The sequence below is a fragment of the Sphingobacterium spiritivorum genome (assembly GCF_016724845.1).
Taxonomy (GTDB): domain Bacteria; phylum Bacteroidota; class Bacteroidia; order Sphingobacteriales; family Sphingobacteriaceae; genus Sphingobacterium; species Sphingobacterium spiritivorum_A.
In genome coordinates, this window is record NZ_CP068082.1 from 21944 (window position 1) to 35096 (window position 13153).

At 41.3% G+C, this 13153-nt stretch carries 12 protein-coding genes; 7 read left to right on the forward strand and 5 right to left on the reverse strand.

Annotation, left to right across the window (positions count from 1 at the left end; genetic code table 11):
* Nucleotides 1-65: 65 nt before the first annotated feature.
* Both I6J03_RS00105 and I6J03_RS00110 read right to left on the reverse strand, forming a co-directional pair.
* On the reverse strand, nt 66-635 hold the full coding sequence (locus I6J03_RS00105; RefSeq protein ID WP_003006988.1) for a gluconate 2-dehydrogenase subunit 3 family protein: 570 nt from the start codon (nt 633-635) through the stop codon (nt 66-68).
* 19 nt (nt 636-654) lie between these two features.
* On the reverse strand, nt 655-2343 hold the full coding sequence (locus I6J03_RS00110) for a GMC oxidoreductase (protein ID WP_003006991.1): 1689 nt from the start codon (nt 2341-2343) through the stop codon (nt 655-657).
* Nucleotides 2344-2772: 429 nt separating this feature from the next.
* On the opposite strand from I6J03_RS00110, the gene I6J03_RS00115 reads away from it, so the two are divergent.
* The 4 genes from I6J03_RS00115 (at nt 2773) to I6J03_RS00130 (ending at nt 7849) form a co-directional block, all read left to right on the forward strand.
* A complete protein-coding gene (locus I6J03_RS00115) occupies nt 2773-3825 on the forward strand; it encodes a sugar phosphate isomerase/epimerase family protein (RefSeq protein ID WP_003006995.1) in 1053 nt (350 codons plus the stop codon).
* A 33-nt stretch (nt 3826-3858) separates the two neighbouring features.
* Nucleotides 3859-5010 (forward strand): Gfo/Idh/MocA family protein, encoded by a 1152-nt coding sequence (locus tag I6J03_RS00120; protein WP_003006998.1) that lies wholly within the window; start codon nt 3859-3861, stop codon nt 5008-5010.
* A gap of 24 nt (nt 5011-5034) precedes the next feature.
* On the forward strand, nt 5035-6366 hold the full coding sequence (locus I6J03_RS00125; RefSeq protein ID WP_201694042.1) for a Gfo/Idh/MocA family oxidoreductase: 1332 nt from the start codon (nt 5035-5037) through the stop codon (nt 6364-6366).
* A gap of 151 nt (nt 6367-6517) precedes the next feature.
* Complete coding sequence (locus tag I6J03_RS00130) at nt 6518-7849, forward strand: Gfo/Idh/MocA family protein (protein WP_201694043.1); 1332 nt, start codon at nt 6518-6520, stop codon at nt 7847-7849.
* Between the two features lie 112 nt (nt 7850-7961).
* Here I6J03_RS00130 and I6J03_RS00135 read toward each other — a convergent pair whose 3' ends face one another.
* Both I6J03_RS00135 and I6J03_RS00140 read right to left on the reverse strand, forming a co-directional pair.
* On the reverse strand, nt 7962-9161 hold the full coding sequence (locus I6J03_RS00135) for a GTP-binding protein (protein WP_003007006.1): 1200 nt from the start codon (nt 9159-9161) through the stop codon (nt 7962-7964).
* 12 nt (nt 9162-9173) lie between these two features.
* On the reverse strand, nt 9174-9398 hold the full coding sequence (locus I6J03_RS00140) for a hypothetical protein (protein WP_003007008.1): 225 nt from the start codon (nt 9396-9398) through the stop codon (nt 9174-9176).
* A 122-nt stretch (nt 9399-9520) separates the two neighbouring features.
* Here I6J03_RS00140 and I6J03_RS00145 point away from each other — a divergent pair, with 122 nt between their 5' ends.
* Both I6J03_RS00145 and I6J03_RS00150 read left to right on the forward strand, forming a co-directional pair.
* On the forward strand, nt 9521-10018 hold the full coding sequence (locus I6J03_RS00145) for a hypothetical protein (protein WP_003007011.1): 498 nt from the start codon (nt 9521-9523) through the stop codon (nt 10016-10018).
* A 93-nt stretch (nt 10019-10111) separates the two neighbouring features.
* The gene (locus I6J03_RS00150; RefSeq protein WP_003007013.1) at nt 10112-11497 is read left to right on the forward strand and encodes an acyl-CoA--6-aminopenicillanic acid acyl-transferase; all 1386 of its coding nucleotides are present in this window, start codon (nt 10112-10114) and stop codon (nt 11495-11497) included.
* A gap of 7 nt (nt 11498-11504) precedes the next feature.
* On the opposite strand, the gene I6J03_RS00155 is transcribed toward I6J03_RS00150, so the two are convergent.
* Nucleotides 11505-12494, reverse strand: coding sequence for an aldo/keto reductase (locus tag I6J03_RS00155; RefSeq protein WP_232279705.1), 990 nt, complete (start codon nt 12492-12494; stop codon nt 11505-11507).
* A gap of 342 nt (nt 12495-12836) precedes the next feature.
* Between I6J03_RS00155 and I6J03_RS00160 the strand changes: the two genes are divergently transcribed.
* Nucleotides 12837-13055: a hypothetical protein gene (locus I6J03_RS00160; protein ID WP_003007018.1), complete on the forward strand. Its 219-nt coding sequence runs from the start codon at nt 12837-12839 to the stop codon at nt 13053-13055.
* Nucleotides 13056-13153 lie beyond the last annotated feature (98 nt).

A 13153-nucleotide genomic window follows, 5' to 3' on the forward strand; every position in this document is an offset into this window, starting at 1 on the left:
TTAATTAAAAATAAAAATGCCCCTCGGTGAAGGCGCATTTTTATAGTCAAAACAAACTATTGCCGTTAGGTGGCCCATGCCCGATCACCTTTCTTATAGGGATAGTCACCGTCAAATTTTCCCGGAATTTTCACATAACGAAGAACTTCTGTAGCCCCTAACTTCGAACTAAAAAATGTAAGCAAAGTCAGTTGTTTAAACAGGGTAAAAAAATGAGGAGGATCTTTCTCTTTTCTTTTGCCCTCATATTCTTTCGATTCCTTATCCAGCTTATTGACAAATAAGGTCTGGTCTTTTTTCTCCAGCTTCTGAAACTCATGCCCCAGCTCTTTCTTAGCTCTGGAATCAATCATGGCAAGACCTTCCAGAAAAATCTTTTGTTCATCATTAGTATAACAATCTCTTACTATTACCGGGATCACCTCTCCTACGCCGGCTTCTTTGGCTCCGGGAGTTTTTGTTCTTGGCAGAATAGCTTCTGCCAGATCTCCGATAAAATCAACTGATTCGGCTTCAAAAAGCTGTTTAATATCCGGTGATGCCGGTCTTTTGCAACCTTCCAGAAAAAGGTTTGCCCCGACAATAGTGCCTCCCATCAGTAAAGCCACTCGTTCTATTGCGTCTCTTCTATTCATCGCTATTGAAATAAATATATTAAAGATTCCCCTTTTTTAGTTCACTCACTGCAAAATCTACCGCCCGGGCTGTAAAAGCCATGTATGTTAGCGATGGATTGACACAGGAAGCCGAAGTCATAAAAGCCCCATCTGTCACAAATACGTTCTTAGCATCCCAGACCTGATTATGCTTATTGAGTACAGATGTACTTGGATCGTGTCCCATTCTTGCAGTCCCCATTTCATGTATACCTTGTCCCATACTAAATCCACTATCATAAGTTGAAACATCCTTTACACCAATAGACTCCAGCATATGCTTCATTTCTTCACCAGCATCCTGACGTATTTTTTTCTCATTTTCTTTGATTTCTGCATCCATAGCCAATACCGGAAGCCCCCATTTATCTTTTAGAGTTTTATCCAGTGAGATTTTATTCTCATGATAAGGAAGGATTTCTCCAAATGCAGTAAATCCTATGTACCACGATCCGGGTTCTGCTATCGCATCTTTCCAGGCTCCCCCGACACTCATATCATCCACATCTCCGGACCAGCGACTACGGGAAGCTCCTCCCTGATAACCAAATCCGCGAATGTAATCCCGCTTTTTGGTATCGCCCTCTATATTTGCAAACCTCGGCACATATAAGCCATTAGCCCTACGACCAAAGATATATTTATCTTCAAAGCCTTCTACACGTCCTCCGGCTCCGCTGTTTAACATATGATCCATTAGATTATGTCCCAGCTCTCCGCTACTGCTACCTAATCCTCCCTCCCAAATGTCCGTAGCCGAATTCATCAATACCCAGGTGGAATTGAGTGCTGAAGCACATACAAAAACAATCTTTGCAAAATATTCATAAGTCTTATTTGTCTCAGCATCCAGTATCTCTACGCCTTTGGCTTTTTTTGTATCCTTATCGTAAATGATATTTTTCACAATTGAGAAAGGTCTCAGTGTCAGATTTCCGGTCTTCACTGCTGCAGGTAAAGTAGAAGACTGCGTGCTGAAATAAGCCCCAAAATTGCATCCTTGCCAACACTTGTTCTGATATTGACAATTCACCCGGCCATGATGCGGAACCGTAATATTGGCGACTCGGCCTATTATAAAATGTCTTTTGCTGTTGTATTTTTGCTTTAACCGTTCAGCCAAATCCTTTTCGACAAAGTTCATCTCCATAGGCGGCATAAATTCTCCATCCGGTAATACAGCCAGGCCGTCCTTATTACCTGAAATACCAGCAAACTTTTCTACATAACTGTACCAGGGAGCTATATCTTTATAACGGACAGGCCAATCTATACCATGTCCGTCTTTAGCATTCGCTTCAAAATCCAGATCTGAAAGACGATAACTTTGTCGTCCCCAAATTAATGAACGTCCCCCTACCTGATATCCTCTGAACCAGTTAAAGGGCTTAATTTCTTTATAAGGACTTTCTGTTTCGTTAGTCCAGAAATCAACATTTGTCTCATTTATCCATTGATTTTTAACTCCAAAGGGCAGGTAATTTTTGGCGACATCCAGAGGCAATTTACCTCTATGTGCAAAATCCCAGGGATCTTTATTCGGTGACGGATAATCCTTGACATGCTCGATATTACGGCCCCGCTCTAACATTATGGTTTTCAACCCTTTCTCTGTCAGTTCTTTTGCTGCCCAGCCACCCGTGATCCCTGATCCGATGACAATAGCATCATACACATTATTTGCCATTTCTCTCTTATTTGGTTTATTTGGTTATTAGTTGTGTGAAATCACTTAATAACAAACTTTTTTCAGCTTTCAGACCCTTGTCAATTTTAGCAAGTGTGGGTTATTTAGCTCCTGAATACCTTAATCTTTTTAGCCAGCAATACACTTAACTTTATGTTATTGCTTCGTAAGCTCCAGTCCATTGAAAATATATTTCAAAAACTTTGTTATTGATACCATTCTGTATTTCTACAAGACAAGTGTAAGATTTTTTTCTCATTTTATTGCAACCGGTTGTTTTTTTTCGTAAAATTGTATAAGACAAGCACGTTACACAGAATAACCAAATTATAATATTATTCATAAGAATATGATCTGACTTATGTTCTGATCTGGAAAGATAATTTTCCCCAGTTTTAACATAATCGGTCTTACAAAACGTAATAAACTATGATAACGATTAAAGGCCCTGCAATTTTCCTTGCCCAATTTATCGGTGATGAGCCCCCATTTAATACATTAGAAGCTATCTGCCAATGGGCATCAGATTTGGGATACAAAGGTATACAGCTTCCTACCTTAGACGCTCGTTTTATTGACCTCGAAAGGGCTGCTACTGATAAAAATTATGCACAGGAGCTGAAAGCGACAGTGCAATCCTATGGATTAGAGATTACAGAGTTGTCAACACATCTTCAGGGTCAGTTGGTCGCAGTCAACCCCGCTTTCGATGATCTGTTTGATGCTTTTGCTCCAAAAGATCTGCACGGCAATCCAAAGGCACGGCAACAGTGGGCTATACAACAACTTAAATATGCTGTCAGAGCCTCCCATAATCTTGGGCTTAAGGCATTAGCGACATTCAGCGGAGCCCTGTTGTGGCCATTTGTCTATCCATGGCCGCAGCGTCCTGAAAATCTGATTGAGACTGGATTTGCTGAGCTTGCCAGACTATGGTTGCCCATCCTCGATGAAGGTGAGCGGTACGACGTGGATCTTTGTTACGAACTACATCCGGGAGAAGATCTCCATGATGGTGTCACTTTTGATATGTTCCTTCAAAAAGTAAACTATCACAATCGCGCAAATATTCTATATGATCCATCCCATTTTGTTCTTCAGTGTCTGGACTATCTGCAATTCATTGATATCTATCACGATCGAATCAAAATGTTTCATGTCAAAGATGCTGAGTTTACACCTTCCGGGCGCCAGGGTGTATACGGCGGATATCAAAACTGGCAATTCAGAGCAGGAAGATTCAGATCTGTAGGTGACGGACAAGTCGATTTTAAAGCTGTTTTTACCAAGCTTACACAATATAATTTTCAGGGTTGGGCAGTTTTGGAATGGGAATGTGCATTTAAACATCCTGAAGACGGAGCAAGAGAAGGAGCCCTTTTTATAAAAGACTATATTATCCGGGTCACCGACAAAGCATTTGATAATTTCGCTTCAGTAGAAACCAACAATGACCTTAACAGAAAGCTACTAGGATTATAAGTCATACATATCTATCCGAAAAAACTGAGCACTATGAATAGTACAAAAATAAGAATGGGTATGATTGGAGGCGGTAAAAATGCCTTTATCGGAGCTGTTCATCGTATGGCTGCCGGCATGGATGGTCATATCGAGTTCTGTTGCGGAGCATTAAGTTCGGATCCGGATATTGCAAGGGAATCCGGAGAACTATTACACCTGCCGCAAGACCGGATCTATACGAGCTATCAGGAAATGATAGTGCGGGAAAGCCAGCTGCCGGCAGACAAACGAATACATTTCGTAAGTATTGTCACCCCGAATTTTGCCCACTTTGATCCGGCTATGATGGCGCTCGATCACGGATTTCATGTTGTTCTTGAAAAACCGATGACACTCACATTGGAGGAAGCTAAGCAACTTCGGTTAAAAGTAGCAGAAAAAGGACTCCTGTTATGTCTTACACATACCTATTCTGCCTATCCAATGGTCAAGCAGGCTCGACAACTTGTTAAAGAGAATAAACTGGGACAGATCCGGAAAATAATGGTGGAATACCCTCAGGGCTGGCTAAGCACATTGATCGAAACGGATGTAGCGCTGGCAGCCTGGCGTACCGACCCCGAAAAAAGCGGAAAAAGCGGTTGTATGGGCGACATAGGAACACACGCCGCGCATCTGGCTGAATATATCTCCGGTTTGAAAATACAAAAGATATGTGCAGACCTGCAAACCTTTGTCGAGGGCAGAAGATTAGAAGATGATGGTAATATATTGCTGCGTTTTGATAACGGAGCCAGCGGTGTACTTTCAGCTTCGCAGGTCGCTGCAGGAGAAGAAAATGCGTTGAAAATCAGGATTTACGGCGAAAAAGCCGGTCTGGAATGGAACCAGCAGGAACCCAATACGCTTATGCTCAAATGGCTCGATGCACCGGCCCAGATTTTCCGGACCGGACAATCCTGCCTGTATCCGGTCGCTAAGCACAACACGCGATTACCGGCAGGTCATCCTGAAGGATATATAGAAGCATTTGCCAATATTTACAACAATTTTGCACATACAATTTTGGCTGCTGTAAATGGAACAACAGCTTCGGAAGATGATCTGGATTTTCCGACAGCAGAAGACGGGGTACGTGGAATGCAATTTATAGAAACAGTAATAGCCTCTGCACAGTCTGATCAAAAATGGACAGACTTTTAACAGCACTAACCAAAACCATAACATATGAATACCCGAAGACAATTTCTCAAAAAAACCTCCTTGCTTGCAGGAAGTGGGTTAATAGCCTCTTCCCTCCCGAATTCTGCATTTGCAATGTTCAATAATAGCGTCATGCCAAATGAACAGGTTAATATTGCAGTCATCGGTGCCAAAGGTATGGGCTGGTCCAATGTAAACGCTGCCCTGAAAATACCCGGTGTCAACCTCATTGGTATCTGCGATGTAGATAAAAATGTTATAGACAGCCGCCTGGCAGACCTGAGTAAGCAGAATATAGACACAAATAAAGTAAAAACATATGGCGATTATCGTGCATTACTGAACAACAAAGATATAGATGCCGTCATTATAGGTACTCCTGACCACTGGCATGCTTTACAAATGATCCATGCCTGTGAAGCAGGAAAAGATGTTTACGTAGAAAAACCGGTAGGAAATTCTATCGTCGAATGTAATCGTATGATGGCAGCTCAGGCCCGATATAATAAAGTCGTACAGGCCGGACAATGGCAACGCAGCCAGAAGCATTTCAGAGATGCTGTCGACTTTATAGGAACCGGACAATTAGGGAATATACGCACCGTAAAAGTGTGGTGCTATCAGGGATGGATGAAGCCGGGCCCCGTAGTACCGAATAGCGCGGTGCCGACAGGAGTTGATTATAAACAGTGGTTAGGACCAGCTCCGCTTGTTCCTTTTAATTCCAGTCGCTTTCATTTCAATTTTCGTTGGTTTTGGGATTATGCAGGCGGTCTGATGACAGATTGGGGCGTACATCTTCTGGATTATGCCTTATTGGGCATGAAAGCAGAATTACCTAAATCTATAGTCGGTTTGGGTGGACGTTTTGCTTATCCGAATCTGTACGAAGAAACTCCGGATACCCTGACGACACTGTACGAATTTGATAAATTCAATATGGTATGGGATTCGGCGATGGGTATAGACAATGGTTCGTACAACAGGGATCACGGTATAGCCTATATCGGCAACAATGGCACATTGATCCTTAACCGTGGCGGATGGGAAGTCATAGAAGAAAAAAAGAGCCAGAATAAAGTTGTAGTCCCATTCACAGCGGCATCCGATAACGGTCTTCAAAATCACATGCAAAACTTTATAGATGTTATTAAAAGCCGTAAAATGCAGGATTTAAATTGTTCTATTCAGGCGGGATCACATGTGGCCACCGTGGCCCAGATGGGAAATATATCCTACCGAAGCGGAGAAAAACTCATGTGGGACAAGAATACCAATAGCTTCACAGATAATAAGATCAATAAACTATATCTGGAAAAAGAATATCACAATGGATACAAACTTCCTCGTGTGTAAGAAAAAATCAGATAGCGCCTGATAATGTATTCTGGTATTTATATTTTAATTAAAAACTAACATCAGCATTCTGTACGGCCCTTTTATAGTAGCAGCAAGTAAAACTACGATCCTGAAAAGAATCAACAGCATTATTAAGCAATCCTAAAAGATGAATACCGGAAGACAATTTCTCAAAAAAACCTCCTTGCTTGCAGGAAGTGGGTTAATAGCCTCTTCCCTCCCGAATTCTGCATTTGCAATGTTCAATAATAGCGTCATGCCAAATGAACAGGTTAATATTGCAGTCATCGGTGCCAAAGGTATGGGCTGGTCCAATGTAAACGCTGCCCTGAAAATACCCGGAGTCAACCTCATTGGTATCTGCGATGTAGATAAAAATGTTATTGACGCCCGCATGGCAGACCTGAGTAAGCAGAATATAGATACAAATAAAGTAAAAACATATGGCGATTATCGTGCATTACTGGACAACAAAGATATAGATGCCGTCATTATAGGTACTCCTGACCACTGGCATGCTCTACAAATGATCCATGCCTGTGAAGCAGGAAAAGATGTCTATGTAGAAAAACCGGTAGGAAACTCTATTGTCGAATGTAATCGTATGGCCGCCGCTCAGACAAGATATAACAAAGTTGTACAGGTGGGACAATGGCAACGTAGCCAGAAGCATTTCAAAGATGCCGTAGACTTTATACATAGCGGACAATTGGGAAATATCCGAACCGTAAAGACCTGGTGCTACCAGGGAGGAAAAAAACCAGGCGCTGTAGTACCAAACAGTGCTGTACCAGCCGGTGTGGACTATAAACAATGGCTGGGACCCGCTCCTATCCTTCCCTTTAATGCCAGTAGATTCCATTACAACTTTCGGTGGTTCTGGGATTATGCCGGAGGACTAATGACGGATTGGGGAGTTCATCTTCTGGATTACGCCTTACTGGGTATGAACACAGACTTCCCCAAATCCGTAGCAGGACTAGGAGGTCGTTTTGCCTATCCGGATTTATATGAAGAAACTCCAGACACTTTGACTACACTATACGAATTTGACAATTTCAATTTAGTTTGGGATTCAGCTATGGGGGTAGAAAACGGCCCTTACAACAGGGATCACGGTATAGCCTATATTGGTAACAATGGTACATTGATCCTCAACCGAAGCGGATGGGAAGTCATAGAAGAGAAAAAGAGCTCGAATAAAGTTGTGAAGTCTTTCACAGCTGCATCCGACAAAGGCCTTCAAAATCATATGCAAAACTTTATAGATGTTATTAAAAGCCGTAAAATGCAGGATTTAAATTGTTCTATTCAGGCGGGATCACATGTGGCCACCGTGGCCCAGATGGGAAATATATCCTACCGAAGCGGAGAAAAACTCATGTGGGACAAGAATACCAATAGCTTCACAGATAATAAGATCAATAAACTATATCTGGAAAAAGAATATCACAATGGATACAAACTTCCTCGTGTGTAAGACGGATTAAGGATATCAGCCATCTTCTTACGGAAGAAGAGGGCTGATATAAATAAAAAAACCGCTGCCATCACTTAAAAAGCAACAGACAGCGGCCAAAACAAACAATTGACTATATATGCTTAGGGAAGTTGTCCTCCCATTCATTGTATTTCCATCTTTCAGCTTCTTCATCCGTTAACAAACATTCTTCCAGTTGTGCGACACAGACTTCCTTATTGAGATCCTGTCCGATAAATACAAGTTCCGTTTTTCTGTCCTCCCATTCAGGATGCCATCTTTTTCTCATTTCGGCTTCATACTCCCTGAAATCAGGGTAATGCCGACGTTCTGCTTCAGGAATAGAACACCACCAGACACCTGCTCCTTCCAGCCGCAGGCTTCCTCCGGCCTGACTAAAACTTATAGCCTCATCCGGACGCGAAGCCATCCAAAAAAGACCTTTAGCACGAATCAGATTATACGGATAAGTAATATTCAGATAATCATACCAGCGTTGCGGATGAAAAGGTCGCTGACTGGTAAATACAAACGAAGAAATACCATATTCCTCCGTTTCCGGCACATGCTCATGTGTCAACTCGTTCTTCCATGCTTCAGAAGATTCAGCAATCGACTGATTGTAAAGTCCCGTACCAATAATATCCGATACAACAATCTGTCCGAAAGAACTTCGGACTATCCGTGCCCCTGGATTTAATTTCCGGATGGCTGCCTCTAATACAGCAATGGTTTCTTCTGCGACAAGGTCTACCTTATTCAGCACAATTACATTAGCAAATTCAACCTGATCCGTCAACAGGTTAACGATAGTGCGGTTATCATAATCATCATCCGTCAACCTGCGGTCTGTCAATGTTTCTGCCGATCCGAAATCTTTAAAAAAATTAAAACAATCCACTACAGTGACCATCGTGTCTATATAACTCAGATCAGGAAGGTTGATCCCGTTTTGCTCATCAACAAAACTGAAAGTCTGTGCGACAGGCAGTGGCTCTGATATTCCTGTACTTTCGATAAGCAAATAATCAAATCGGTTCTCCCCCGCCAGGCGCTCCACTTCCACCATCAGATCCTCACGCAATGTACAGCAGATACAACCATTGCTCATCTCTACCAGTTTTTCTTCTGTCCGCGAAAGCGTATTTTCTTTTTTAACCAAAGAGGCATCGATATTGATCTCGCTCATATCATTGACGATCACAGCTACTTTCAGATTCTCCTTGTTGTGCAGCACATGATTGAGTAATGTAGTCTTTCCTGCCCCCAAAAACCCACTCAGTACGGTTACAGGTAATTTTTTATTCTTCATCTTATGATTGATTTACGTATTCTTTTCTTCCATAGACTGCCCGGACAGGGACAACTGCAGCCATTCTATTATTCTTTGACGGTGCTGCTCACCATACAATAACACAAACCGTTGTGTTTCTGCAAGAGCCGTATCGGTATAGACATTCAGACGCTTCCTTACAAAATCTGCTGTAAGTGCAATTCCGCATTTATTCTCAATACAATCTTTCCAGCTTTCGTAATCCTGAGGTATCATAGTCCTTTCCGTTAATGCTTCTGTGAAACAAAGATAATAATCAAAAACAACAAATGCAACATAGTTGCATTAAATAAAAATTGCATGTACTTTTACTTTCGAAACTAAAAAAATATGCACTCATGAATCTTTACTTCCTAATTCCGCTTTTAATTATTTTTATTTCCATTTCGACTACACAGCCATCCGAAGCGCAACAAAACGTACAGCAAACACATCTTACACATCATAAACCGTTGATGAACAAAACCTGGGAAGCCTTTGATCAGCTCATGTATAAGGTTGAGAAAAAAGCAAATAAGACGATTTATATTCCTCATTTCCCGCCGGTTTTACAGCAGCTCAATAATAAAAGTGTCAGCCTGCAGGGGTATATGGTTCCGATAAATACAGGACGAAAGCATAATTGGTTTCTGTTATCAGTCTTACCGGTAGCTCAATGTATGTTTTGCGGACAAAACGGAATACCCCCCATGGCCGAAATCATGATGAAAAACAAACGTAAGGTTACGTTTAGCGAGTTGCCCGTACATATTAGAGGGATTGTATATCTCAATGCGGATAAAGACGGACACACCGAGATCCAGATCCGTGATGCTGAGCTTATCATGAAAAATTAATAACAACCTAATGATCAATATAGAAAGCTCTATATTAACAGGATTATTTTATCTTTATATTTAATATCAACGCATGAATTCATAACCATAAAAATGAAAAGAGGTATCATTATTTTGATCGGTATACTATTTTCGCAATATGTACCTGTTCTATCATGCACTATTTTTATAGCCCATGACGAAAAACAGGTTTTGGTCGGAAATAATGAAGACTATTCCCCCCTGAAGAAAACGTATCTATGGGTCAGACCTTCCATACAACATAAGAAAGGTTACATTTTCTGGGGGTTCGAAGAAAAATTTCCCGAAGGAGGAATAAATGATCAGGGACTTTTCTATGATGCAGCAGCCCTGCCTCAGGAAGTAGCCATAATTAAAGATCCTTCAAAACCCGATTTTGAAGGCTATATTCTGGAAAAAATTCTACAGGAATGTGGCACAGTAGAAGAAGCATTAAAACTCTTTTCTCAGTACAATCTTACATGGCAGCAAAAGGCACAAATCATGATAGCAGACCGTACAGGAGATTATGCGATTGTGCATGCAAATTATATAATCCGCCCGGGCAGTAAAAATTATGTACTGACAAATTATAGTCTCCAGGATCCTCAATACTCAGATTTCAAGTGCTGGCGCAGGAAAACAGCCTACAATCTGCTTAAAGCCAAAGCACTGTCTTTTGAAAATTTCACACACATACTTGATGCAACAGCACAGCGTGAAACGGATAACAGTACTGTTTATTCACAGGTATGCGACCTCAAAAACAAAACCATTTATCTCTATCAGCGTCATGACTACACTGCTGTCCGCAAGATAGATATCCTTCAACTTCTCAAAAAGGGATATCAGGATATTGAAATAAAAGATTTATTTCCCAAATCGCTGGCAGAAAGAATAGAACAAACATATAACCAGCAAGGAATAGCGGCCGCTATTTCCATGTATAATAAACAAAGGAAATCAAACAAAATGCATTATCAGTTTTCTGAAAGAGATCTGGAAAAATTCGGATATCAGCTTATTGACAGCAACCGTATTACAGATGCTGAAAAGCTGTTTGAAACCAATCTCAAGTACTATCCGGATTCTGAAAATGCAAGAGCAGCACTTGCAAATGCCTGTCTTCTATCCGGCAAAAAAGAAAAAGCAAACAGATTGTATGATCAGGTCAGAAAAATCAACCCTTCAAACTATTATCTGAATCTGTTCGGACCACAGAAAAACAGCATTACATTCAGGATCAAGGGTATGCAGGGAGCCGAAACCATTGCTTTGACAGGCACCTTTAATAATTATGATCCGCACGCCAACCCATTTATCAAAAAGGATGGCGAATGGATCTGTACACTTTCTGTAGCTCCCGGAAAATATGCATACAAGATTTTTGTAGATAATACATATTGGATGCAGGATCCCGGCAACATGATGCACACCAAACCCAATGAATGGTGGGATTCCTATCTTCAGGTTCAATAATCGTAAATTATACTCCGGGTACCTGCGCCTGCGTATAAATGAGTCCTTCATGTTTCAGTTCTTTCCAGAAATCATGCGAAATCGCAGATCGAATGGCTCTGCAGTTATCCAGTACCTGACCGGGCCTGCTCGCTCCGGGAATAATAGATACAAATTCGTCCGCAGCTAATACAAACTGAATTGCCGCAGCAATCAGATCCGTACCATATTGCTGAGCGATAGCGGCTATACGCGCCCGTTTCTCAGCCATTCCTTTAGGAATAACATCTTTATAATTATAGCGTTCTCTCCCTCCGATATATCCGGAGTTAAATCCGGCTCCGGACACCAATTTCACGCCGTGTTCACGAACGACTGGCAATAAGCGGTCTATAGCATCCTCATGCTCAAGAATTGAATATTGTGTAGCCGAAAGACAGATATCCGGATCGGCAATTCTGATACAATCCAGAATAGGCTCAATCTTGTTTACCCCCATCCCCCATGCTTTGATAATCCCCTGATCCCGGTAATCGGAAAGCAATCTGAATGCTCCTTTCTCTGCCTGCTGCAGATAATAATCGTATCGGTCACCGACCTGATCTTCAGACAGATCGTGAACAAAAACTATATCTATGTGATCTAATCCGGTCCGTGAAAGACTTTCTTCAATAGCCCGTGCAGTCGCATCTGCTGTGTAATCATGCCTGAAATCATACGCTAAGGGAGCTTTCCACATTGTTGGCGGGACATCTGCCTCATCTACAGCTTCAAACAATCGTCCGATCTTTGTAGAAAATACAAATTCACCTCTTGATTTCTGACGCAGAAAATCTCCAAATCTACGTTCACTCTTCGTCAGTCCATACCAGGGCGACGTATCGTAATAACGAATACCCTGATTCCAGGCCGTTTCAAGTATATGATACGATTCTTCATCTGATAACGGCTCAAAGCCCGTTCCTATAGCAACTCCTCCTAATCCCAAGGGATATTTTAATTCAAAATGTGTCTTCATCAGCAATATAAAATTAGTGTAACTGTTTTCAGCGATAGCTATACCATACAAATATCCGAGCTATTCGTATGTCCTTTTTTAATAACAATACGAGTCCCAAATGGTTTGGACGGATAGCATTCAACGGGAGAATAATCTAATTGCAAATTATTCGTTACTTGTTACATTTTTATCAATCTGATTATCAATGAAATTCCTTTTTCAGTAAATTTGGGTATACAGCATTATTGCAAAACCGCGATAGCTATTTCTTAATGGAGAGATCTCACTCAAATGATCCTGCTCCACATTGTTAAACTATAAAAATCTCCCTCTGGAGGTTTTTACTAAAATTAAAATGCTATGGAAAAACTAATGTTCGAAACAAATGTACACTGCTCCAGCCTCTTCCACAACATACACGCAGTGATCAAACAGATCGACGGAATCAAAAAATGGAAACTCGATCTGGAATCTGTTTACAAGGTACTCATCATTGAAGGTCAAAGTCTTGATCATCATATCATCATTAAAGAGCTTGGTATCGCTGGTATAGAAGCGCAGCGGCTTTATGAGGAATAAGGTGCCCTATTATCCGAAACATATCCACCACTGGAAATAATATATGCGAATCAGTCTTCATTGGTTAAAGATGATTCTTTCATTCATATGGAGACTGA